Genomic DNA, 23,509 nt, shown 5'->3' with positions numbered 1-23,509 from the left:
CCGGGCCCCCGGCGGGGGGGGCGCCCCCCCCCCCCCCCCCCCCCCCCTCTCTGTCTGGGGCAGACCTTGTCCGGGCCGGGCGGATGTGCTATACTTTTCACTACATTGCGGCCGCAGATGCGGCGCGGGGGAGGGGTCTGTTTTGACACAGGAGATCAAGCGGCAGGCGAAGGAGCTCTGCCGGGGCCAGAGGGGGCTCTATCTGGTGGCGCTGGTCTACTCCCTCCTGGTGACAGCGGGGGGCGCGGTGGGCTATTTTCTCCCCCAGGGGGAGGCATTGACCCTGGGGCTGACCCTGGTCTCGCCGGCGGTCAAATGGCTGCTCTTCCCCCTCTCGCTGGGGTTTGTGCGCGCCCTCTGGCGGGTGCGGGAGGAGGAGCGGGCCCGCATGGCCGACCTCTTTTGGTTTTACACGGCCCCCGGCCGCCTTTGGCGGGCGCTGGTCCTGGGCCTCTGCACCGACGTGCTGATGAGCTTTTTTTCCGCCCTGCTGAGCCGGGCCGACGGGCTGATGGCCGTTCGGGGCACTGGGGGGCTGGGCACCGGGCTGGTGCTGACGATCTTCTCCCTGCTGGCGGTCATCTTTTCCCTCTTTGTCCTCCTGGCCAAGTACTGCCAGGCCCTGTCGCCCCGGCGCGACCCCCTGCAGTCGGTGGCGGCCTCCTGCAAGGCCATGCGCCACAACTTTGCACAGGTGATCGTCCTCATCCTCTCCTTTATCCTCTGGATCGTGCCGCCGGAACTGGCGGGGATGGCGGCGGAGGGCTACGGCCTGTGGGCAGCCGTTGGAGTGCGGCTGGCCTGCTCGCTCTACCTGGCCTATGTCAACAGCTATATGGGGATGGCCCAGCTGATCCTGGCCGACTTTATCCTCAAGCGGCGGGACCCGGACTACCGCCCTGCCCTGGAGAGCTGACAAAAACATGCGCCCCCCAAATGGGGAACGCGGAAGTGGATATGGGGCGGCGGCGCGGCCAAGAGGGCTGTGCCGCCGCCCCATTTGCCGTCTGGGCGACGCCTTTATCCCCTTCCTGTGGAAAAGCCACACCTGCCCTGGCGGGGGATGTCGGGTGACAGCGAGCCCATTTTGGGCCGGATGGGAACCAATTTCTTTACCGATGTTGCGTTGCCCCTGCCTCTCTGTTATAACAGTTAAAGAAGGTTGACGAAAGGGTGGGGAGAGATGAAACAGCGCCAGGTGCTCATTGACACAGAACGCTGTGTGGGGTGTGGTCTGTGCAGCCGGGTCTGCGTCGCCCGCAACATTGCCGTCAGCGGTCAAAAAGCGGGCACAATAGGGGAGGACTGCATCTTTTGCGGGCAGTGCTCGGCAGTCTGCCCGCAAAAGGCCATTTCCATGGTGGGCTGCGGGGACGGACAGATCGAGAAAAAGGGGGATGTCCGCCTCTGTCCCGACGACGTTTTGGACGCCATCCGCTTTCGCAGGAGCATCCGCACCTTTCAGCAGAGGGAGATCCCGCGGGAGGTGCTGGCACAGGTTTTAGAGGCGGGACGGCTCACCCACACGGCAAAGAATGCGCAGGACCTCTCCTTCGTTGTCCTCGACAGGGAAAAAGACCGCGTGGAGGGGATGGCGGTCAAGCTGTTCAGGGCGGTGCGGCCGATCGCGGGCTGGTTTAGCCCGCTGGCGAGGAACAGCCGGATCGACGATCACTTTTTCTTCTTTCACGCCCCGATCGCCATCGCCATCCTGGCAAACGATCCGACGAATGGCGTCCTCGCCGCGCAGAATATGGAGTTTGTCGCAGAGGCAAACGGCTTGGGCGTGCTGTACAGCGGCTTTTTTACCATGGCCGCCCGCGTTTCGCGAAAGATAAAGCAGGTGCTCGGCGTCCCCAAGGGGAAACGGGTGGCCATGACGCTGGTGCTCGGCTATCCGGGCGTCAAGTATCTGCGGTCGACCCCTCACCGGGCGCTGGACGCGCGCTATTTATAGGGGGGATCGGAAATGGAAAAGGGGTGCGAGGAAACCTGCCGGCAGCTCGCCGACGGCTTTCGGCGGTGCCGGGATGCCTTTACGGCGATCGGCGACGAGACGAGGCAGTCCCTTTTGCTGGCGCTGTTGGAGAGCGATTTGGCCGGGATCCGGGTGGGGGAGATCGCCCAGAAAACCCACCTCACCCGCCCTTCTGTCTCCCACCACCTGAAGATATTGAAAGAGACTGGCATCGTCGCCATGCGCCGGGAGGGGACGAAGCACTACTACTATTTGAGCGCCGACGAGACGCGGTGGAAAGAGATGGCCGATTTGGTGGGCCGCGTCTATTCGAGCATCCAGCACATCGGCGCGCCATCGGAGGGGGAAGAAGGATGATTTTGTATTTTTCGGGGACGGGAAACAGCGAGTATGTCGCCCAAAAGCTGGGGCGGGCGATCGACGACGAGGTCCTGAACCTCTTTGAGGCGATCCGGGGCGACGACTTTTCAGAGTTGCGCTCCCAGCGCCCCTGGGTGGTCGTGGCCCCGACGTATGCCTGGCGGATCCCCCGCCTTTTGCAGCGGTGGCTGGAGCGCACCCGCCTCGCCGGGAGCGCGGAGCTCTATTTTGCCATGACCTGCGGCGGGAGCATCGGCAATGCGGGGCAATACCTGGCGGAGCTCTGCGCCCAAAAGGGGATGAACTACCGCGGCTGCATGGAAATCGCGATGCCCGAAAACTACCTCGCCCTGTTCACCACCCCGACCAGGGAGGAGGCGCTGCGGGCGATGGAGAAGGCAGACAGGGTGATCGAGAGCGCGGCCCGCCTCCTCAAGGGCGGCGAGGATCTTCCCGCGCCAGAGGTCTCCTTCGGCGACCGGGTCAACAGCGGGTTGGTCAACCGGCTCTTTTACCCCCTGTTTGTCCGCGCCAAGAAGTTTTCCACCACCGACGACTGTATCTCCTGCGGCAGATGCGTCGACGTCTGCCCCCTCGACAATGTCCGCCTGGCGGGCGGAAAACCGGTGTGGGGGGACCGCTGTACCCACTGCATGGCCTGTATCTGCCGCTGCCCCAAAGAGGCCATTGAGTACGGGCGGCACAGCAGGGGCCTGCCGCGCTACACCTGTCCCAAAAGGGCGCAATAGGCGCGCTGGGGAGAAAAAGAGGGCACAGGGCCGGGGGCCCTTCTCCCCCTTGCCCTGCAAAGGGGGGAAGGGCGGTGGCCCCGGCACGGGGCGTCCACTGTCCCCCGACGGGGGAAGCGGGTGCTGATAGCCGCTGTCGCCCCAAGGGGTCCCTCTGGGCGCAGAGGGCTTCCTCCTTCGCGATTTCTCCGCACAGGGGAGGGCGCAAAAACAGGGCCGGTGGAGCCAAATACTGCTCCACCGGCCCTGTTTTGTCTAAATTATCGGTCGCCTTCTGGAGGGGCATCGTCTCCCTCCGGCTCCCGGATCTCCAGGTGCTCGGCAGGGGACTCCGGGGGCTGGGGCTGGATCTCCAGCTTTTCCACCGGCCCGTCGTAGGCGCGGCTGTTGGCCCGGTTGAACTCCTCTTTTTGCTGTTGCTTTTTCTTGTAGTGGTTGCTGATGAGCTTGCGGACAATAAAGACCGCAATGAGCATCAGCAGGGCGTATACCAGGGTCTGCCCCGCCATGTAGGAGGCGCGGACCAGCGATTCGTTGTCCATAAAAGTTCCCCTTTCCAAGGTCGTGTGTGCTTGCCCGCGCGGGGCGGATGGATTTGCCGGGAGGGGCGTCTGTCTAGCGGCCGGCCGCCTCTGCCTCGGCCCGCTCTTTTTTCATGGTGCGGCGGTGGAGGAAGAGGAGGGAGAGCAGCAGCAGGGCCACAGCCACCGCCAGGGTGAGGAGGGCGTTGGCGGTGAAGCCCGCCACCAAAAAGCCCACAAAGCAGCAGCCGGCGGCCAGGGTGGCATAGGGCAGCTGGGTGGAGACGTGATCGATGTGGTTGCACCCGGCCCCCGCGGAGGAGAGGATGGTGGTGTCGGAGATGGGGGAGCAGTGGTCGCCGTAGACCGCCCCCGCCAGGATGGCGGCGAAGATGATGGGGATCAGCTCCGGCGCCGAGTAGCGGGAGATCTCCACCGAGATGGGGATGAGCATGGCGAAGGTCCCCCAGGAGGTGCCGGTGGCGAAGGCGAGGCCCCCCGCCACTGCGAAGATGATGGCCGGGAAGAACTGCAGCGGAAAGTGGGAGGAGCGCACCAGCTCGCCCACGAACTGCCCGGTGAGCAGGTACTCGGTGCAGACGCCGCCGATGGACCAGGCCAGCACCATGATGGTGATGGCGCTGGTCATGGACTTGAAGCCGGAGTTGATGCCGGCAAAGAACTCTTTATAGGTCATCAGCCGCCGGGGCAGGTAGAGGAGCAGGGCCACGACCAGGGCGCCAAACGCCCCGTAGGCGAGGGAGGCGTTGGAGTCGGTGTTGCCGAAGGCGGCCATCAGGCCGACCTTTTCGCCATCCACTACAGTGCCGAAGCCGCCGGTCCAGAGCATGGAGGACACGGTGAAGAGGACCAGGGCGACGATGGGGAGGACCAGGTCCCAGATCCGCCCCTTCTCCGAGGGGACGATCCCGTCCAGCTCGTCCTGCGAGTGGGCGGCCTTGCTGCCCTTTACCTCCCGCCCTTCCCGGGCGGCCTTCTCAAAGCGCTCCATCGGGCCGAAGTCCAGCTGGCAGAGGGAGAGGGCGAGCACCATGACGATGGTGAGGATGGCGTAGAGGTTGAAGGGGACCGACTGCAAAAAGGTGGTCATCCCGCTCTGGGTGGCGCCGGTGTCCGCCAGCACCGAGATGGCGTAGGCCGCAAAGCTAGAGATGGGGGCGATGGCGCAGATGGGGGCGGCGGTGGCGTCGATCACATAGGCCAGCTTGACCCGGGAGATCAGGTGCTTGTCGGTGATGGGGCGCATCACGGTGCCCACGGTGAGGCAGTTGAAGTAGTCGTCAATAAAGATGAGCAGGCCCAGCCCGCTGGTGGCCAGCATGGCGCTGGAGCGCTTTTTGATTTTTTTGGTGGCCCACTCTCCGTAGGAGCGGGAGCCGCCGGACATGGTGATGACGCAGACCAGAGCGCCCAAGAGGGAGAGAAAGACGATCATATAGGCATTTTCGCCGATTTTGGTTGTCATGAGGGAGAAGAGTTCCACCAGGGCCTGAAGGGGATTGCCGCCGGTGTAGATGAGCAGGCCCGAGAGGATGCCCACCAGCAGCGAGGAGATGACTTCTTTGGTGATGAGGGCCAGAACGATGGCCAAAATGGGGGGGAGCAGGGACCAGAAGCCGAAGTGCTCCATAGCGATGACCTCCTTTAGTTTTGCTGAAATCGACACAGCTTATCAAATTTTATCACAATTTGGGGGGAAAAACAATTGTGCCGACAAACTGCACATCTTTTTGAAGGCGGCCTTGGAGAAAAAGTGGGGAAAATGGGTTTGCCTTGATTTCCCAGTGCAGATACTATAAAATGTAGACAACAAACAGGGAGGTATCCAACATGGAAAACACCTATCTCATCACCACCGATTCCACCACCGATTTTGACCCCGCTTATATAAAGGAACACGACATTCACATGGTCCCCCTCTCCTACGTGTTGGACGGGGTGAGCCACCCCGACCTCAACGCCACCGAAACGGGCGACTACAAGGCCTTTTACGACGCCCTGCGGGCGGGGGCCATGCCCACCACCTCGCAGGTCACCCCGGAGGAGGGGATCCGCTTCTTTGAGCCCCTTTTGCAGCAGGGGTACGACATCCTCCACCTGGCCTTTACCTCCGGCCTTAGCGGCACCTGCGGCAGCATGATGGTGGCCGCCGACGAGCTGCGGGAGAAATACCCCGAGCGCAAGATCACCGTCATCGACTCCCTCTGCGCCTCCCTGGGGGAGGGGCTGCTCTACCACCACATGCGCCGCCTACAGGCCGAGGGCAAGAGCATGGAAGAGGTGGCCCAGTGGACCGAGCACAACAAGCTGCGCCTGTGCCACCAGGTCATCGCCGACGACCTGCACCACCTGCAGCGGGGCGGCCGCGTCTCCAAGACGGCGGCGGTCTTTGGCACCATGCTGGGCATCAAGCCCATCATCCACGTCAACAACGAGGGCAAGCTCATCCCGGTGGGCAAGGCGCGGGGCCGCAAGGCGGGGATCGAGTCCCTGCTCAAGACCATGGAAGAGAAGTTTGTCAAGGAGGACAACGATGTGGTCTACATCTGCCACGCCGACTGCCTGGAGGACGCCCAGCAGACGGCCAAGCAGATCAAGCAGCGCTTTGGCGTCAAAGAGGTGTACATCAACTACATCGGCCCGGTCATCGGCAGCCACACCGGCTGCGGCACCATGGCCATCTTCTTCCTCGGCGACAAGCGGGACATGTAAACAGCGGGAAAAATGAATAGAAGGGCGCCTTCATACAGTGGGTGAAGGTGCCCTTTTTTGCACTGAAAAAAGGGGCAGCTGCCCCGCGCCTGAAAGAGGGGAGACTTCGCGCATTTTCGCCCGGGAAAGGAAGCGGTCGCAGGGTGAAAGTTATTGAATGTTTTTAGCGAAAATGATAGTTGCATGCAGTTTGCACATTTTGGGGCGGCCGCCGGAAACAGGGGGAGAAAGAAATCTTTGACAAGAAAGTTGTAGCATTTTACTACAATGAAATGTAAAAACGGTTTCTCATATGAACAACTTACATATAAAAAGGGAAAATGTACAAAAATCGAAATTGCTTTTAATGGAAATCGGCAAAGATAGGTCAATTGAATTGACAAGGCATTCCCAGCTGACTAAAATTAGTTACAGCAAAACCCGTTTGACAATCCCCGTGTGGCGCGGGGAACCATTTGGAGGAGGTTTCAAAATGAAAAAATTACTGGCATCTTTGCTTGCCGTGACCATGATCGCCTCTCTGGCGCTCGTTGGCTGCGGCGACAGCAAAGACAAGGGTACTGGCGACAGCAGCGGCGACAGCAAGGGCGGCATCAAGAGCATCTGCTTTGTCACCACCAACCTGGGCGACAAATCCTTTAACGACATCGCCAACGACGGCATTGTCAACTCCGGCAAGAAACTGGGCCTGGAGTACAAGGTCATCGAGTACGGCACCGACAAGTCCAAGATGGAGCCCGCTTTCCTGGACGCGGCTGAGAACTTTGACATGGTCTTCTTCTCCAGCGGCGAGCAGCTGGAGCTGATCCAGCGCCACGCGGAGGAGTTCTCCGACGTGAAGTTTGTCGGCTTTGACATCGACCCCGACAAAGACCCCAAGTTCCCCAACATCTTCTGCATCACCTACGCCCAGAACGAGGGCGACTTCCTGGCCGGCGCGCTGGCTATGAAGATCTCCAAGACCGGCGTCATCGGCTTTGTCGGCGGCGCTGAGGCCCCCGTCATCAACGACTTCATGGTCGGCTACATCGAGGGCGCTCTCCACGCCAAGGCTGACGGCAAGGTCGCCATCGCCTTCGTGGGCGACTACACCAACGCCCCCAAGGCCAAAGAGTTTGCTCTCCTTCAGATCACCACCAACAAGGCGGACGTTCTGCACGGCGTGGCCGGCGGCGCTGGCCTGGGCGTGTTCGAGGCTGCGGCCGACAACAAGGGTGTCTGGGGCATCGGCGTTGACGCCGACCAGCGGCAGTTCTTCGTGGACTCCAAGCCCGAGATCGCCAACGTCATTCTGACCTCCATGCTCAAGCGCAACGACATTGCCATCGAGGACATCGTCACCCGCACCTGCAACGGCGACACCAGCGACTTCGGCACCATCAAAAAATGGGGCGTTGAGAAGGAAGTTACCGTTCTGGTCGAGAACGACTACTACAAAGAGAACACCACCGAAGAGCAGCGCGCATTTGTCGACGAGTGCAAGAAGGGCATCATCGACGGTTCCATCAAAGTTTCCACCGGTTACGGCATGGACCAGGATACCCTGAACGCCCTGCGCAACAAGGCCAAAGCCTAAAGAGAGAGGTCTCTCAACAAGCGGGTTTTCAAACGGCTAATCAAATCAAAAGAGGAGAGCGGTTTCGCTCTCCTCTTTTTTGCGTGCAGGGAAAGGACGCGCCGCGGAGGATCCGGCGGCGGGGGGAAAGCCCTTCAAAAGAAAAGACCCTGTTGAGAGAGGTAAAACAGGACCCCTTACCGATATTTCTGTTGAATGAATACAAAATGTACGGCGATAACAATTGAAAAGAGAGAAGATTTTATCTACATGTTGACATATTTTTATATATAGTATATGGTCAAGGCAACAACCCCACCCTTGAGAGGGATATTTTGAGGAGGCTGCTTGACATGAAGAAAATTGGCGCACTGGTATTGGCACTGACATTGACAGTGGGGATACTCCTGACTGGCTGCGGCGAGAGCAAGGTGGGAGGCGGAACGGGCGAGAGCAAAGAGGGGGCCATCAAGAGCGTGGCGTTCCTCGCCGGCGCGCTCGGCGACAAGTCGTTTATCGACATCTCCTATGCCGGCATCAAATCCGCCGGCGAAAAGTTGGGCATCACCTATAAGGCTGTGGAGTACGGCAGCGACAAATCCAAGATGGAACCGGCCCTTTTGGACAGCGCGGAGACCTACGATATGGTCATTTTTTCTGGCAACGAATTTTTGGAGTACCTGTACAAATACCCCGACGATTTCCCGAATACCAAGTTTGTGGCCTTTGACATTGAGCCGGGCACCGAAATCAAAATGGCCAACGTCTTCGCCATCACCTTCCGCCAGTGCGAGAGCGACTACCTGGCCGGCGCCTTTGCTATGACCTTGAGCGATACCAAGGTGGTCGGTTTCCTGGGCGGGATGGAAGCCCCTGTCATCAACGACTTTTTGGTCGGCTTTATCGAGGGCGTGCAGAGGGTGAACGCCAACGGCAAGGTGGCGCTGGTCTACAACGGCTCTTACAGCGACGCCCCCAAAGCTAAGGAGTTCTGTTTGATGATGGTCAACCAGAACAAGGCGGACGTTTTGCACCAGGTCGCCGGCGGCGCTGGATTAGGGGTGTTCCAGGCCTGCCAGGAGGCTGGCATTTGGGGCATTGGCGTGGATGCCGATCAGTACGAGTTCTTTAAAGATGAAAAACCTGAAATCGCCGCAGTCATCATCACCTCTGCGGAAAAGAGGGTGAACGTGGCGCTGGAAACCGCCATCACCGACACCTACAACGGCACCGCTACCTACTACGGCACCCGGGAGGACTGGGGCATTGAAAAGGGCGTTGCCGACCTGGCCCAAAATGAGTTTTACGAGGCCAACGCGCCGCAGGCCTGCAAAGACGCAGTCAACGCGGCCCGCGAAGATGTCAAGAGCGGCAAGGTAAAGGTCACCACCGGTTACGGCATGGATCAAGAGGAGCTGAACAGACGTCGCAACTCGGTAAAACCGTAGAAATTTCTCTTTCTTTCAAAAGGAGAGGGCGCGTAGGCGCCCTCTCCTTTTGATTGGACAGATGAAGTGGGAAGATCTGCAGAGAGTTGGGGATAAAGAACGGGGAAAAGGAAATTGGAAATGGGGAGTAGGCAGTTGGGGAGAACAGCTTTTATCTTTATGAAATAAAAAAGTGGATACTTTTCTATTTGTCCAGTTGTTGGGCAGAGGTCTACCACATAGAAAACGCCTGCAAAAAGGGGCGATTCCCCGCTTGAAAGGGCTATTTTCCCCGCAGGGGAAAACAAAAGAGATTTTTGCGAAAAATCACATTTGATAGGAAAAATCGCACAAAAGTTGGGAATGAAACGCCTATTTATATAAGGAAGGGTAACTTTTAAATGGAATTTATGGTTTTATATAAATCGTGCACAAAAAAAGATCGAGTTTTTGTTCCATATTAGAGAAAACGGTTCGATTTTATTGACGAATTGTTACGAAAGGATTATACTGCAAACATGGAAAAACCCATCTCAAGTATTTTTATGGGGAGGCTATTCGAATGAAAAAACTTCTGGCAATGCTGCTGGCGGTGACCATGGTCGCGGGTTTGGCCCTGACCGGTTGCGGCGACAGCAAGGATGAAGGCAACGCCGGTGGCGACGCCAAAGAGGGCGCCATCAAGAGTGTTGGCTTCATCTGTGGTAACCTGGGCGACAAGTCCTTCAACGACATCTCCTACGAGGGTGTCAAGTCCGCCGGCGAAAAGCTGGGCATCACCTACAAGGCAGTTGAGTACGGCACCGACAAATCCAAGATGGAGCCCACTCTGCTGGACAGCGCTGATGCGTACGACATGATCATCTTCTCCGGCAACGAGTTCCTCGAGATCCTCGAGAGACACGCCGATGAGTGGCCCAACACCAAGTTCGTCTGCTTCGACATCGAGCCGGGCACCGATATTAAGATGTCCAATGTCTTCGCCATTACCTTCCGCCAGTGCGAGAGTGACTACCTGGCCGGCGTTTTCGCCATCACCCTGAGCAAGACCAAGACTGTCGGTTTTGTCGGCGGCATGGAAGCCCCCGTTATCAACGACTTCCTGGTCGGCTTCATCGAAGGTGTCCAGAGAGCTGACGCCAACGGCAAGGTCGCCATGGTCTACAACGGTTCTTACACCGACGCCCCCAAGGCCAAAGAGTTCTCTCTGATGATGGTCAACAACAACAACGCTGACGTTCTGCACCAGGTCGCCGGTGGCGCTGGGCTGGGCGTGTTCCAGGCCTGCCAGGAGAAGGGAATCTGGGGTGTTGGCGTGGACGCTGACCAGTACGAGTTCTTCAAAGACGAGAAACCCGAGATCGCCAAGGTCATCATCACCTCTTCCGAGAAGAGAGTGAACGTGGCTCTGGAGACCGCCATCACCGACACCTACAACGGCACTGCCACCTACTACGGCACCCGTGAGGACTGGGGTGTTGAGAAGGGCGTTGCCGACATCGCCGAGAACGACTACTACCAGAAGAATGCTCCTCAGGAGTGCAAAGACGCTGTGAACGCTGCCCGCGAGGACATCAAGAGCGGCAAGGTGAAGGTCACCACCGGTTACGGCATGGCTCAGGAAGAGCTGAACAAGCGCCGTGACTCTGTGAAACCGTAAACTGTTCATTCAGAAATAAAAGAGAAGGGCGGAGAATCCGCCCTTCTTTTTTGTGTCAGCACTGCAACACAAACCGCTTGTTTGCTAAAAAGCAATTTTTCTTCAAAGGGCATGGAAAAAGTTTTCAGTAAAATGAAAGGGATTGATAAGCGGGGGAAACAGCAGGAAACTCATGTTGGATAACAAAGTTGTGAACGAACTGTAAAAATGAGGAAACTGTTATATTTGACAAGAGGGGACCGCTGCAAAACTGCAATCATCTATACAGTTATACAAATTAAGTTCAGTTTGTTTTTAATGTTTATGGCAATTTTATCTAGATATTTTCAAACATTCCTCTTAGCAAAAATTCAGAAATTGACAACTTGCATAAAATCCAAAAGCCATATATGTGCTATAAAGAGGTTTTCTTCATTCCCTGTTTACATTTCCAAGCAAATTGGTTAGAATTTATGATAGTGAAATTAGTATTGGGTGCCGTGCGGCGTTTGGTGCGGCCGCGGTTTACAGTGCTAATCTTTGGGTGTCCCGAGCGCCCGAAATCACGAAAATCTACTGCAAATGTCCTGTCAAAAGGCAGGCCGTTTAAAGGTAAGTACGAGGTGATTGTATGCCAGAAGAAATTCTATTAATGGACAACATTACCAAAGTGTACGCCAATGGCTTTGTGGCCAACAAAGACGTAACATTGTCCGTTAATAAGGGCGAGATCCACGCGCTGTGTGGCGAGAACGGCGCTGGCAAGTCCACCTTGATGAAGGTCCTCTTCGGTAGTGAAACCCCCGAAGAAGGCCGCATTGTCATCAAGGGAGAAGAGGTCAAAATCAACAACCCCCTGGAGGCCATCGCCCTTGGGGTCGGCATGGTTTGGCAGCACTTTATGCTCTGCCCCTCTTTGACCATCGCTGAAAACCTGATTCTGGGCATGGAGCCCAAAAAGTTCGGCAAGTTCGGGCCGCTGAACATGGCACAGGCCAACAAGGTCGCCCAGGAAGCCTGTGAGAAATACGGCTTCAAGCTGGACGTCACCAGAAAAGTGGAGGAGCTGGCTGTCGGCAACAAGCAGAAAGTCGAGATCCTCAAAGCTCTGATCCGCGGCGCCGAGATCCTGATCCTCGACGAGCCCACCGCCGTTCTGACCCCGCAGGAGACCGCCGAGCTGTTCGTGCAGCTGCGCCACCTGAAAGAGCTGGGCCATACGATCATCTTCATCTCTCACCACCTGGACGAGGTCAAAGAGCTCTGCGACCGCCTGACCGTCCTGCGCCTGGGCAAATCCGTGGGCACCGCCATCGTGGCAGACGTGACCCAGCAGGATATCTCCCGGATGATGGTCGGCCGCGACGTCATGCTGAAGATCGACAAGACCAAAGCTCAGCCCGCAGAGACCGTGCTGAAGATCCGCGACCTTACATATAAAGACGAAGAGGGCCGCGACATCGTTAAGGGCTTCAGCGCCAGTGTCCGCAAGGGCGAGATCGTCGGCATTGCCGGCGTTGAGGGCAACGGCCAGCGCGAGATCTCCGAGATCATCACCGGCCTGCTGCCGCTGAACAACGGCGAGATCACCATCGACGGCCAGTCCATCCGCGGCAAGTCCATCCGCCAGATCCGCGAGATGGGCGTCGCCCACATCTCTGAGGACCGCATGACCTACGGCTGCTCCGAGAACCTGTCGGTCAAGGACAACATCATCTCTGACCGCTATTACAAGAAAGACTACAAGCAGGGCCCCCTGATGAACAACAAAAAGCTCGACACCGAAGTAGACGAGCTCATCAAGGAGTTCCTGGTCAAATGTGGCGACCGCAATGAGCCGGTCCGGATGCTCTCCGGCGGCAACATGCAGAAGGTCGTCGTCGCCAGAGAGTTCTCCGGCGAGACCCGCCTGATCGTCGCCAACCAGCCCACCCGCGGCATCGACGTCGGCGCCACCGAGTTTATCCGCAGAAAGCTCGTCGAGCTGAGAGATAACGGCGCGGCTGTTCTGCTGATCACCGCAGACCTCAACGAAGCGCTGGAATTGAGCGACAGCTTGGTTGTCATGTGCGGCGGCGAGATCGTTGCCTACTTTGAAGATGCCTCTCAGGTCACCGACTTCATTCTTGGTGAGTACATGCTGGGCCTGAAGAGAATGTCCGACGAGGAAATCGGGAGGGTCTGCTATGACTAGTAAACAAATTGAAAAACGCTTTGACTTTTTCAAAACCGTTCTCTGTGTTCTCATTTCTTTTGTAATTGCGTTTATCCTCATCCTGATGGTCAGTAAAGACCCGTTTGAGACCTTCAAGGTCTTCCTGATCGGGCCTCTGCAGTCCGTCCGCCGGATGGCAAACGTCATTGAGCTGGCAATCCCCCTGACCTTCTGCGGCGTCGGTGTTGCCATCATGTACTCGGCCAACCAGTTCTCCATGATCACCCAGTCCTCCTTCTTCCTGGCGGCCTGCTTGAGCTCCTGGTTTGCCATCTACGTGAAGCTGCCGAAGGGCCTGCACAGCCTGCTGGTCATCTTCATGGGCGCTATCATCGGTGGTGCCATCGCCGCTGTTCCCGCCTTCATGAAGGTGAAATGGAAGGCCTCTGAGGTCGTTTCTTCCCTGATGCTCAACTACATCGTCAACAACTTTGTCGCCTACTTCTTGATTTACATCTTCAAAGATAAAGACGCAGGCTTCAACGCATCCTACGAGTTCTATAAGTCCGCCAAGCTGACCGTTCTGATCAAGGGCACCCGCATTCACACCGGCATCATCGTCTGCGCCCTGGTCGTGGTCTTCGCTTACCTGCTCCTTTACAAAACCAAATGGGGCTACGCCATTCGCGCAGTCGGCCAGAACCAGGATTTCGCCAAGTACTCCGGCATCGCGGTTGCCTCCGTTATGATGTACTCTCAGATTATCGGCGGTGTCATCTCCGGTATCGGCGGCTCTGTCGAGATGATGGGTCTGTTCACCCGGTTCACCTGGGAAGCTCCCCCGACCTACGGCAACGACGCTCTGATGGTCGGCATCCTGGCTCGCTACAACCCCGCGATGGTTCCCCTGTCTGCTCTGTTCCTGGCATACATCCGTACCGGTGCTGACGTCATGTCCCGTGTTACCGATATGCCCATCGAGTTCGTGTTCATCATCCAGGGCGTTGTCATCATGCTGGTTGCCGCCGACATGTTCCTGGCCAAGTGGAAACACAAGCTCATCGTTAAGAATGCTCAGAAACAGATTGCTGTGAAGGAGGTTGCGAAGTAATGTTAGAACAGATTTTTTCGACTCTGTTTAGTTGGGCTACCCTGAAAGCTGCTCTGCGTTTTACAACCCCCATCCTGCTGGCTTCTCTGGGCGCTATCTTTACTGCAAGAGCAGGCGTTCTGAACCTGAACTTGGAAGGTACTATGCTGGCCGCAGCTTTGGGCGGCGTTCTCGGGTGCCACTACGGTGGAAGCCTCTGGACCGGCGTTCTGGCCGCCATTCTGGTAGGCGTTTTGATTGCTGCCATCCTCGCTTGGGACGGCATTTACATGAAATCCAACATGGTGCTTGCCGGTACCGCTTTGAACACCTTCGTCTCCGGTCTTACCATATTCGTACTGTTTATGATAACGGGTGAGAAGGGCACATCAACAAAGCTGACCAGCTACAAAATGCCCAGCATCGACATCCCCCTGATCAAGAATATCCCTGTTCTGGGCGAAATCCTTTCCGGGCACAGCATCCTGACTTACTTTGCCTTCATCTGTGTGTTCATCGCCGCCTTCCTGCTGTTCAAGACCGCCATTGGTCTGCGGATCCGTGCAGTCGGCGAGAACCCCGATGCCGCTGAGTCTGTCGGCGTCAACGTCAAGAGAATCAAAGCCATGTCTCTGATCATCTGCGGCTTCTTCGCTTCTCTGGGCGGCGCCTACCTCTCCATGGACTATGTGACCTGGTTCCAGCGTGAGATGACCTCTGGCCGTGGCTTCATCGCCCTGGCTGCTATGAACCTCGGCAACTCGCATCCTGTTGGCACCATGCTGGCCGCCATGCTGTTTGGCGCTGCTGAAGCTATTGCCACCATCCTGCAGTCGCTGAAGATCCCCTATCAGCTGGTTTTGATGATCCCTTACTTCGTCACCCTGATCGGCCTGATCGTCTACGCTATCCGCCGCGAAGCGAAAATCAAAAAGCTCCGCATGTCCAGATAGTCAAAATCCGAATACCTTGCAAATGGATAGCTGTTTGGCTATCCATTTGTTTTTTCCAAGGCAGCCGACCCAAATGGCTGCAGCTTTTCAAAGGAGGAGACATCTGTGGAGAAAATCCCCGTTATTATCGACTGCGACCCTGGGCACGACGACGCCATCGCCCTCACCATGGCGCTGGCCAGCGAGAAGTTGGAGGTGCTGGGAGTGACCCTGGTGGGGGGCAACCAGACCCTGGAGAAGATCACCAAGAACTGCCTGACAGTGCTCGACTACATTGGCAAAGAGGTGCCGGTGGCCGTGGGGGCCGAGGGCCCCATCTGCAGGGAGCTGACGGTGGCGGCCAATGTGCACGGAGAGAGCGGGCTGGACGGCCCGACGCTGCCGCCCCCGCACTCCAAACCCGTTTCCACCCACGCAGTCGAATTTATGCGCCGGTTGATTGAAGGGTGTGACCGTCCGGTCACCCTGATCCCCCTGGGCCCCCTGACCAATATCGCCACCCTCTTTTTGGCTCACCCGGAACTCAAGGCGAAGATCAGCCGCATTTCCCTGATGGGCGGGGCCGCCATCAGCGGCAACCGCACCCCAACCACTGAATTCAACACCTGGCAGGACCCGGAGGCGACTCACCTGGTCTTTTCCTCCGGCATCCCCGTCACCATGTGCGGCATCGACATCACCCACAAGGCACTGATTCGGGACAGCGACATCGCCGACTTCCGGGCCATTGGCAATCGGGCAGCGGTGATGGTGGCCGATCTGCTGGATTTCTTCTCGAGTTACTACAAGTCCATTGGCGTCAATGAGACCCCTCTGCACGACCCGGTGGCTGTGGCCTGGGTCATCGACCCCACCATCTGCCGGACAGAACACCTCAATGTCTCGGTCGACCTGGACGGCGAGCACACGGTGGGCTGTACGGTGACCGATTTTCGCGGCGTCACCGGCAAAGAGCCCAACTGCGATGTGGGATTGGACATTGACCGGGAGGCCTTTGTCGATCTCATCAAAGAGCTATTGCACCATTACGACGAACAGGCCGCTTAAGTGTTAAAACCGCATGGGAGACCGGCGGCAGATGGCCGCGGCATACGGCAATGCCCATTGCAATTCGCCTTGCAGGGCAAAGAGCTAGGAGCCGGAGGGGAGCTTGTCACCAGGACAGTCCCGTGATCAAAACCGCCTTGGTGCAGCCGGATGGACGTGAGTGCTTTCAACAGGCAAGCGGCACCCGATGGCCGTGCGGGGGGCCGGGCCAGCTGGCGCGGCCAGAGGGGAACTCCCTCTCCGGCGTTCAGGAGAACGCCCTGCGGCCAGGGTCTGCAAAGGCGAAAACAGTGCCGGCCGGGAAGATCCCCCAAGGGGCCAAGCCGATTGCCGCAGAAACTGAAAACTTGGATATATTGAGAGCTGGGCAGCCGACACTGAGGAACCGGCTGACAGCTGGCCACACAGGCCGGCGAACTGTCACAAAAGAGAGCGCTTTCCAAGGGCGCTCTCTGTCGACTGGTATAACAGGCGGGCAGACCGCCATTTGAGAGGAGTATGATTCATTTGGAAAAGAGGATTCCCCTGATCATTGACACCGACCCGGGTGTGGACGACGCTTTTTGCCTGCTGCTGGCGAATTCCAGCGACCGGGTGGAGATTCGCGCCATCACCGCAGTGGCGGGAAATGTACCCCTGCACTACACCCTGGAAAATGCCCGCCGTCTGGCCGGGATGATGGGGTTGACCGAGACCCGGGTGGCGGCTGGAGCGGAAAAGCCGCTGATCGTGCCCCAGGAGACGGCGGAGATGGCCCACGGGAAAAACGGAATGGGGGGGCTGGAGCTGCCCGAGACCGACAAGGAGGTAGATCCCCTGCCCGCCTGGGACGTCATCTATGAAGAGTGCAAAAAGGCAGAGGGCGAGATGCAGGTCGCCGCGGTAGGTCCCCTGACCAACATCGCCGTTGCCCTTCTCAAGTACCCCGAACTGAAGGGGTTGATCAAGCACCTGACCATTATGGGTGGCGCCCAGACGGCGGGCAACCATTCTCCCTACGGCGAGTTCAACATCTGGGCTGACCCCCATGCGGCGGAAATTGTCTTCCAGGCGGGAATCCCCATGACCATGATTGACCTGGACGCCTGTCACATGAGTTACCTCACCGACGAGGAGTACGACGCCTTTGTGGGGATGAGAAATCGGTACAGCGAGTGCTTCTTTGACTTTATGGCCAAGCGGGATGGGGAGCGCCGCAAGCGGATGGCGGGCACCCCCTATGCCGGCAAATACGGCCCCTGCGACGCGGTGACCATTGCCGCCCTGTTGGACGAGGACCTCTTTACTTACGAGTGTCTGCCCGTGTCGGTGGAGACCCACGGCCCCTGCATGGGCCGGACGGTGGTGGACTACCGCAACCGGGCGGGCAAGACCCCCAACTGCCGGGTGGTCAAGAGCGCCGACCGCCAGAAATTTGTCGACCTCTTTTACAAGATGGCGGAAGTCTACGCCCAATAGCAGCCGGAATAAAAGAGCGCGGCCGCAGTGCGCAGCCGCGTTTTTTTGTGCAAAGAAGGGGGGAGGACGTCCGGCTTGGCGCTGGGAAAAGTATCCTGTCTTTGCAGGCCGACTGCCGCAAGGCGGGGGCGGAACTGTCTGTGGGGGCTTGAGGGCCCTCCTTCTCAATGGGTAAAAACAGATGCCTTTTGCAGCTTGCCTGGCGGTCTCTTATTTGGGGAATTGCACAGATTTGGGAATGAATTGAAGCAGTTGGACACAGGGGGACAAGCGCCTGTTAACCGCTTTTTTTGAGGATCAACACCTTGCAAAAAACTGCCTATTTGCATATCTTTGAAATGGTGATAGAATAGGGGTAGACATTTTACCCAAATAGGACAGATAAAGAAATAGGAGGTAGAAACAGATGAGCACAGCAAAATTGGAGAAACAGAAGGCGAAACTGGTGGAGTTGGGCGCCATGGAACCGGAGGATACCCTGGTTGATTTCCTGCAGGCCAGTTATGTGGAGCGCCTGGTCGGGAAGATGGGCAGATGGAAACAGGGCTGGGCCTATTTTACAGAGGAGCGGCTGATCGTCACAACGGGGCTGCTGGAGGAAAACCTCATCATCCCCTATAAGACCATCCGCGAGCTGGGAAAGTGCTCCCAGAGCCTGATGCCCATTGGCATTGCCATCACCCATGAGGACGCGAAAACAGGGGAGACAGTGACCGACAAAGTCTCGATGATGAAGCGGGACCGGTGGATGAAATTCATGGCGGACAAGGCCGGTATCCTTCTCTCCTGACAGCGTTCGAGAGCCATTTTCCGGCGCGGCCGTCGGCTTTGACTGCATTTCCCCGGGAGGAGGGGCCAAAGCACCTGGTGGAGTTGCTGGCACTGATGGGCTGGGCTTTTTCGCTCCCCTTTCCAGCTCGAAGGGCACGAAACCTCTCGTTCGTGCAGCCTCTGCAGCCCGGTATGGGCCCTCGGGTTCGCTGGCGGAGAGGAGAGGCGTTCTGCCCTCTCTCTGGCAAAACAGATAGAAAAACAGGCGATATACCCACTCTTGAAGGCGGGCATATCGCCTGTTTTCCCATCTGTGCGCGGTCAGGTGCGGGGGATGATCTGTCGGGGAGGGGCAATGGCTTTGCGCTGGGAGCGGCTGTCAACTATCCTGCCAGCTGTTCGGGGGAATGTCGCCTTGTCGGCCCTGAGGGCCTATGCATCTTGACAAACAAGAACCGCGCCAAGAGAAATAGAGGGGGTGGCGATGCGGATAGAAAAGAGGGCGCTGCACAAAAATCTGTGCAGCGCCCTCTTGGCATGCGGGGGAAAGGCGCCTACTCGCCCAGGAAGGAGGCGGCGTAGCGGACAAAGAACTCGGTTCCCAGGGGAAGGGCGCTCTCGTCCACATCAAAGGTGGGGTTGTGGTGGTTGCCAGAGGTGCCGGGACGGGTGGAGTGGCAGCCCAGGTTGGCGTAGAAGCCGGGGAAGGCGGCCAGAAATTCAGCGAAGTTGTCGGAGGCGGCGGAGGGGTCTCTGCCGTCGACCAGTTCCAGCCCCATTTCCTGGGCAATCTGGCGGCCGGCCTCGGTGGCGGCGGGGTCGTTGATGAGGGGGAACTTGGCGGCGACCGCGCTGGTCACCTCGACGGTGCAGCCGTGGGAGGCGCAGACCCCTTCACAGGTCTGGCGGATCTTTTCCAGCACCCTCTGCCCGTCGCCGTACTTGTAGTAGCGGATAGTGCCCTCGATGTGGCCGGTCTCGGGGATGATGTTGAAGCGGTCCCCCGATTTGATGGCGCAGGGGCTGACCACGCAGGTGTCAAACATGCTGTGGTGGTTGACGGGGATGGTGATGAGCCGCTGATAGCAGTCCACCGTGGCCTTGATGGGGTCGACGGTCAGGTCGGGCCGGGAGCCGTGGCCCCCCACCCCCTTGACATCGATGTAGAAAATCTCCGCACCGGAGAGGCGGGCGCCGGGCACCAGTTCAAGGGTACCGGGGTTCAGGTCGCCCAGCACGTGGATGCCGATGGCCTGATCGACCCCGCCCTTGCCCTGCAGGTACTCCACGATCTCGTCGGCGCCCTGGCCGGCCTCCTCGGCGATTTGGAAGCAGAGATAGACCCTCCCCGCCAGCTGGTCTTTGATTTCCAGCAGGGCCTTGCCGGTGCCCAGCAGCATGGCGGCGTGGGCGTCGTGGCCGCAGGCGTGCATGCAGCCGGGAATTTGGGATTTGTAGGGGACGTCGGTCTCCTCTTCTATGGGGAGGGCGTCGAAGTCGGCGCGGATGGCCAGGGATTTGCCCGGCTTTCCCCCCTCGATGACGCCCACCACATTGCGGCGGCCCACGATCTCGTAGGGGATGCCCATGGCGCCCAGCTCCTCGGCAATGCGGCCGGAGGTCCACTCCTCCTGCAAGCTCAGCTCGGGGTGCATGTGAAATTCCCGTCTGCGCTCCACCACGTACGACTCATGCGATTTGACAAGTTGATGCAGATCCATCTGTTTTTCCTCCCAATAGCAGCTGCCCCGCGGTCGCGGATAAGGGGGCAGTGCAATTATTTTACTGCTTTACAGCACTTCCTCACTTATTATACGGCCGGACAAAAAGCCTGTCAATCGCGGACAAAAGGCGGCACAAGTCCGCGACTTTCTGTGCATTTCTCGAAAGGCCGGAGCAATCGAGTCGCCAGGCCAGCCGGGTGGCCTGTGCTGGTGCAACTGGTCAAAGGAAGGGATGCCCTCTTTTAATAAAGTCGGTTTTTTTCTGCAGCAGGTTGCTCCTTGGGGGGAAGAATGCCTCTATGTGGCGAGGAGAAATGGCCGATCGGCCGGAAAAACGGCGATGCCTATCGCCGCTTTTTGACATCCTCCAGAGATAGAAGAAAATTTGCTGCCAGATGTGGGAGAGGGCCCGGTGCAGCTGCGGTTGGGTGCGGAAAAGGGAAGGAGAGGCTTGCCCTTTTTTACGAAGAAAGCCTCTCCCTGAATAGGTCGCTCTCTGGGGGAGAAAAGTGCACTGCAATAGGCCCTTTATATGGCGAGGGGGACAGTTGGGCCGGCTGTGGGGAGAAGCGATACTGTCCATTGCCGCTTTTTGACGTCTTCCAGAGACAAAAGAAAATTTGCTGACAGATATGGGAGAGGGCCCGGCGCAGTTGTGGTTGGGGGCGAAAAAGGGGAGGGAGAAGAGGCTTGCCCTTTTTTACGAAGAAAGCCTCTCCCTGAATAGGTCGCTCTCTGGGGGAGAAAAGTGCACTGCAATAGGCCCTCTATATGGTGAGGGGGACAGTTGAGCCGGCTGTGGGGAGCAGCGATACTGTTCATTGCCGCTTTTCGACGTCTTCCAGAGATGAACGAAGTTTCACTGCCAGGTGTCTAGGATATCTCGGCATGAATGCGGTCAAGTGCGGGAAGAGGGAGAAGGAAACTCGCCCTCTCTGATATGGGAACCCCTTTCCTGCAGTGGGGGAGAGGGGGGATGCAGTGCGTTTCCGGCTGTCGAATTAAACAGCACTGCCCACAGAGATTTTGCATAGTTCTTAGGTCAGTTTACAAGGAACTACACGCAGACCGTGAAACGGGCTGCTGACAACAAACGGCGCTATGCTCCCGGCTGGGTGCATAGCACCTGTTTGTTGCGGGGGTTTCCAAAGGGGGCAGCGCCCCATTTGGCACACGACTTTGCGGAGCAAAGTGTAGTGTGTTATACGCTCTGTCGGCGTTGCCCTGAAAATACCGTTGCCGCCGGGGAGGGCAAGGGCATTTGACGCGGCAGGAAAGCAGGGCTTTGTTTGGGGCTGGTAAGCCGGAAACAAAGGGCTGATTTCAGCAGCAGACAGGGCGTATTATGAAAGCCCCCGTCCCTCGTCCTCCGCCCCCGGCCTATGGGACAAAAAGTCCCAAAGCTCTGGACACCGTGACCAGATGTGTGGCCACACTCCGGGAAAAGTAGCAGGACGGCAGGAAACCGTCAAGGCTGAAATGAATGGGCTGACGCCCGGCCTTGACCGTTCCCCGCCGCCCCGCTGGATGGGTGGACAAGGTGGCCAATCCCTAAAAGTGTTTGGCCGCACTCGTTCATTTTGGGGCCTTTCTTCTCCCAAAATTGAAATGGGCGGGAAAGCCCTAAAATGGCTTTCCCGCCTTGATTACCCATTAGCAAAGACGGGCGAGACTGTCAACGGCGGCGCTGAAAGCGCCGTTCATCTTGACCGTTGACTGGCTCGCCTGGCTTTGCTACTGCCCGTAAGAGATGGAAAAACAAGATGGAAAACAAGGTTAAAAATGGTTGACAAGTCTATCGGATGTGTGTTATACTGTGCGACAGTTTGAGATTGGAAGGAGGCTTACGTGTGTTAATTTGTGTACGCTAATAAGCAATAAAAAGTAGAAGTACCTTTCCACATGATGGTGGGCTTTTTTTGCGTGCGTATGCAAAGGAACACGTAGGTTTGACACGAGCAGTCTTTGAACTGTATCGTGGTGTTTTTTCGTGCTTTGTTGTTATGCAGGCGTCTGCCCTCTCTGTGGGACAACGCCTGCTTTTTATTGCAGAAACAAAGGAACAATGCAATAAAAAAGGAGGTTCGCATTATGACCCAAAACAACAATTCATGGAGAAAAACTTATTTTACACTTCTTGCCGGACAAGCAATATCCTTTATTAGCAGCGGTATTTTGCAAATGGCCATTATCTTTTATTTGGTTGCGAAAACTAATTCTGCAATCATATTGACGGCGGCAACACTGATTGGATTTTTGCCGCAAGCCTGTTTAGGCCCGTTTGCAGGTGCTTTTGTTGACCGGCACAGCCGTAAAAGCGTAATGATTGGTGCGGATTTGATAATTGCCGCCGCTGGCGGTATTCTGGCGCTGGTGGCGTTTTACATGGAATTGCCCGTATGGTCTATTATGGTTGTCCTGTTAATCCGAAGTGCGGGAACTGCTTTTCATTCTCCAGCATTCAGCGCAGCAACACCTATGATTGTGCCAAAAGAGGAACTTACAAAATGCGCTGGTTACACGCAGACCATGCAAGCAGTAAGTGCGATTATCAGTCCAGCTGCCGCAGCGTTTTTATATGCTGTTTGGCCTCTTAATGCAATTATATTGTTAGATATTGTGGGTGCAATCCTTGCCTGTGTGACTGTTGCGATTTCGTCCATACCAACGCCTGAACTATGTCCAGAAACGAAAAGACAACAGTTTTTACAGGATATGAAAGAGGGGTATGTGGTATTAAAGCAAAACAGGGGCCTCTTTGCTCTGCTCTGGATTGGTGTAATTTATATGTTCTTTTATATGCCAATCAGTACGCTTTTTCCTCTCATCTGTATGTCATACTTCAAAGGAACACCGGCCCATGCCTCTGCCGCTGAAATTGCTTTTGCGGTTGGTATGCTGCTTGGCGGAGTCATTCTGAGCATTTGGGGCGGTTTTAAGAAACGGCGGTACACCATCGGTCTTTCCGTTCTCCTGATGGGCGTTAGCAATATGCTCTCCGGGCTTTTGCCGCCAGACGCATTTCTTGTCTTTGTTGTGTGCTGTACTGTTATGGGAATTTCCGCTCCATTTTACGGTGTGCAAAATGCGATTTTTCAAGAAACGGTCAAACCAGAATATCTGGGGAGAGTTTTTTCTCTACTGACAAGCGCCGCTTCCCTCGCCATGCCGTTTGGCCTTGTCATTTCCGGGCCTCTGGCGGAGCGGCTGGGAGTTGAGAAATGGTTTGTCATTTGCGGAATTGGCATTATCATCGTTGCGCTTGCCGTATTTTTACTACCCGGTTTGAGAGAGATTGACAATACGCAATAATCAACTGCACCTTTTTCTATTACTAAACAAAATGCCT

Annotated in this window: 18 protein-coding genes; 15 read left to right on the top strand and 3 right to left on the bottom strand. The window is 57.1% G+C overall.

Going from position 1 to position 23,509, the window contains the following annotated elements; translation table 11 throughout:
• Nucleotides 1-142: 142 nt before the first annotated feature.
• The 4 genes from ACTNAU_RS09170 (at nt 143) to ACTNAU_RS09155 (ending at nt 3,087) form a co-directional block, all read left to right on the top strand.
• On the top strand, nt 143-916 hold the full coding sequence (locus ACTNAU_RS09170; protein ID WP_441098229.1) for a hypothetical protein: 774 nt from the start codon (nt 143-145) through the stop codon (nt 914-916).
• Between the two features lie 267 nt (nt 917-1,183).
• The gene (locus ACTNAU_RS09165) at nt 1,184-1,957 is read left to right on the top strand and encodes a nitroreductase family protein (RefSeq protein WP_441098228.1); all 774 of its coding nucleotides are present in this window, start codon (nt 1,184-1,186) and stop codon (nt 1,955-1,957) included.
• Nucleotides 1,958-1,969: 12 nt separating this feature from the next.
• Nucleotides 1,970-2,335, top strand: a complete 366-nt coding sequence (locus ACTNAU_RS09160; protein ID WP_441098227.1) for an ArsR/SmtB family transcription factor — start codon at nt 1,970-1,972, stop codon at nt 2,333-2,335.
• The gene (locus tag ACTNAU_RS09155; protein ID WP_441098226.1) at nt 2,332-3,087 is read left to right on the top strand and encodes an EFR1 family ferrodoxin; all 756 of its coding nucleotides are present in this window, start codon (nt 2,332-2,334) and stop codon (nt 3,085-3,087) included. The genes ACTNAU_RS09160 and ACTNAU_RS09155 overlap by 4 nt, the downstream gene beginning before the upstream one ends.
• A 260-nt stretch (nt 3,088-3,347) precedes the next feature.
• Here ACTNAU_RS09155 and ACTNAU_RS09150 read toward each other — a convergent pair whose 3' ends face one another.
• Complete coding sequence (locus tag ACTNAU_RS09150; protein WP_216402239.1) at nt 3,348-3,629, bottom strand: hypothetical protein; 282 nt, start codon at nt 3,627-3,629, stop codon at nt 3,348-3,350.
• Between the two features lie 73 nt (nt 3,630-3,702).
• Nucleotides 3,703-5,259, bottom strand: a complete 1,557-nt coding sequence (locus ACTNAU_RS09145) for a Na+/H+ antiporter NhaC family protein (protein ID WP_185916058.1) — start codon at nt 5,257-5,259, stop codon at nt 3,703-3,705.
• 200 nt (nt 5,260-5,459) lie between these two features.
• Between ACTNAU_RS09145 and ACTNAU_RS09140 the strand changes: the two genes are divergently transcribed.
• The 10 genes from ACTNAU_RS09140 (at nt 5,460) to ACTNAU_RS09095 (ending at nt 18,455) form a co-directional block, all read left to right on the top strand.
• Nucleotides 5,460-6,341: a DegV family protein gene (locus ACTNAU_RS09140; protein ID WP_441098224.1), complete on the top strand. Its 882-nt coding sequence runs from the start codon at nt 5,460-5,462 to the stop codon at nt 6,339-6,341.
• A 472-nt stretch (nt 6,342-6,813) separates the two neighbouring features.
• Nucleotides 6,814-7,917 carry a BMP family lipoprotein gene (locus ACTNAU_RS09135; RefSeq protein ID WP_185916060.1) on the top strand — a complete coding sequence of 368 codons (1,104 nt, stop codon included), beginning with the start codon at nt 6,814-6,816 and terminating at the stop codon, nt 7,915-7,917.
• Nucleotides 7,918-8,249: 332 nt separating this feature from the next.
• Nucleotides 8,250-9,344, top strand: coding sequence for a BMP family ABC transporter substrate-binding protein (locus ACTNAU_RS09130; protein ID WP_185916061.1), 1,095 nt, complete (start codon nt 8,250-8,252; stop codon nt 9,342-9,344).
• 541 nt (nt 9,345-9,885) lie between these two features.
• On the top strand, nt 9,886-10,983 hold the full coding sequence (locus ACTNAU_RS09125; protein WP_185916062.1) for a BMP family ABC transporter substrate-binding protein: 1,098 nt from the start codon (nt 9,886-9,888) through the stop codon (nt 10,981-10,983).
• A 631-nt stretch (nt 10,984-11,614) separates the two neighbouring features.
• Nucleotides 11,615-13,156 carry an ABC transporter ATP-binding protein gene (locus ACTNAU_RS09120; protein WP_353653978.1) on the top strand — a complete coding sequence of 514 codons (1,542 nt, stop codon included), beginning with the start codon at nt 11,615-11,617 and terminating at the stop codon, nt 13,154-13,156.
• Complete coding sequence (locus ACTNAU_RS09115) at nt 13,149-14,228, top strand: ABC transporter permease (protein WP_441098223.1); 1,080 nt, start codon at nt 13,149-13,151, stop codon at nt 14,226-14,228. The genes ACTNAU_RS09120 and ACTNAU_RS09115 overlap by 8 nt, the downstream gene beginning before the upstream one ends.
• Nucleotides 14,228-15,160, top strand: a complete 933-nt coding sequence (locus ACTNAU_RS09110) for an ABC transporter permease (protein ID WP_185916065.1) — start codon at nt 14,228-14,230, stop codon at nt 15,158-15,160. Before ACTNAU_RS09115 ends, ACTNAU_RS09110 begins: the two co-directional genes overlap by 1 nt.
• Nucleotides 15,161-15,265: 105 nt before the next feature.
• On the top strand, nt 15,266-16,207 hold the full coding sequence (locus tag ACTNAU_RS09105) for a nucleoside hydrolase (protein WP_441098221.1): 942 nt from the start codon (nt 15,266-15,268) through the stop codon (nt 16,205-16,207).
• Nucleotides 16,208-16,714: 507 nt separating this feature from the next.
• On the top strand, nt 16,715-17,665 hold the full coding sequence (locus ACTNAU_RS09100; protein ID WP_441098220.1) for a nucleoside hydrolase: 951 nt from the start codon (nt 16,715-16,717) through the stop codon (nt 17,663-17,665).
• A gap of 406 nt (nt 17,666-18,071) precedes the next feature.
• Nucleotides 18,072-18,455, top strand: a complete 384-nt coding sequence (locus ACTNAU_RS09095; protein WP_185916068.1) for a hypothetical protein — start codon at nt 18,072-18,074, stop codon at nt 18,453-18,455.
• A 535-nt stretch (nt 18,456-18,990) separates the two neighbouring features.
• Here the strand turns inward: ACTNAU_RS09095 and ACTNAU_RS09090 are convergent.
• Nucleotides 18,991-20,157, bottom strand: coding sequence for a M20 metallopeptidase family protein (locus tag ACTNAU_RS09090; protein ID WP_441098219.1), 1,167 nt, complete (start codon nt 20,155-20,157; stop codon nt 18,991-18,993).
• 2,094 nt (nt 20,158-22,251) lie between these two features.
• Between ACTNAU_RS09090 and ACTNAU_RS09085 the strand changes: the two genes are divergently transcribed.
• Nucleotides 22,252-23,472, top strand: coding sequence for an MFS transporter (locus tag ACTNAU_RS09085; protein WP_002584949.1), 1,221 nt, complete (start codon nt 22,252-22,254; stop codon nt 23,470-23,472).
• The last annotated feature ends 37 nt before the right edge of the window (nt 23,473-23,509 follow it).

It is taken from the genome of Bittarella sp. HCP28S3_D9, from assembly GCF_052065655.1.
GTDB classification, from domain to species: Bacteria; Bacillota; Clostridia; order Oscillospirales; family Ruminococcaceae; genus Bittarella; species Bittarella massiliensis.
The sequence above is the reverse complement of the archived record's forward strand: the minus strand, read 5'-3'. Positions and strand labels throughout refer to the sequence as shown.

Coding starts and splice junctions, on each gene's coding strand:
- ACTNAU_RS09165 (WP_441098228.1), top strand. CDS start 1,184: ATGAAACAGCGCCAGGTGCTCATTGACACAGAACGCTGTGTGGGGTGT.
- ACTNAU_RS09160 (WP_441098227.1), top strand. CDS start 1,970: ATGGAAAAGGGGTGCGAGGAAACCTGCCGGCAGCTCGCCGACGGCTTT.
- ACTNAU_RS09155 (WP_441098226.1), top strand. CDS start 2,332: ATGATTTTGTATTTTTCGGGGACGGGAAACAGCGAGTATGTCGCCCAA.
- ACTNAU_RS09150 (WP_216402239.1), bottom strand. CDS start 3,629: ATGGACAACGAATCGCTGGTCCGCGCCTCCTACATGGCGGGGCAGACC.
- ACTNAU_RS09145 (WP_185916058.1), bottom strand. CDS start 5,259: ATGGAGCACTTCGGCTTCTGGTCCCTGCTCCCCCCCATTTTGGCCATC.
- ACTNAU_RS09140 (WP_441098224.1), top strand. CDS start 5,460: ATGGAAAACACCTATCTCATCACCACCGATTCCACCACCGATTTTGAC.
- ACTNAU_RS09135 (WP_185916060.1), top strand. CDS start 6,814: ATGAAAAAATTACTGGCATCTTTGCTTGCCGTGACCATGATCGCCTCT.
- ACTNAU_RS09130 (WP_185916061.1), top strand. CDS start 8,250: ATGAAGAAAATTGGCGCACTGGTATTGGCACTGACATTGACAGTGGGG.
- ACTNAU_RS09125 (WP_185916062.1), top strand. CDS start 9,886: ATGAAAAAACTTCTGGCAATGCTGCTGGCGGTGACCATGGTCGCGGGT.
- ACTNAU_RS09120 (WP_353653978.1), top strand. CDS start 11,615: ATGGACAACATTACCAAAGTGTACGCCAATGGCTTTGTGGCCAACAAA.
- ACTNAU_RS09115 (WP_441098223.1), top strand. CDS start 13,149: ATGACTAGTAAACAAATTGAAAAACGCTTTGACTTTTTCAAAACCGTT.
- ACTNAU_RS09110 (WP_185916065.1), top strand. CDS start 14,228: ATGTTAGAACAGATTTTTTCGACTCTGTTTAGTTGGGCTACCCTGAAA.
- ACTNAU_RS09095 (WP_185916068.1), top strand. CDS start 18,072: ATGAGCACAGCAAAATTGGAGAAACAGAAGGCGAAACTGGTGGAGTTG.
- ACTNAU_RS09090 (WP_441098219.1), bottom strand. CDS start 20,157: ATGGATCTGCATCAACTTGTCAAATCGCATGAGTCGTACGTGGTGGAG.
- ACTNAU_RS09085 (WP_002584949.1), top strand. CDS start 22,252: ATGACCCAAAACAACAATTCATGGAGAAAAACTTATTTTACACTTCTT.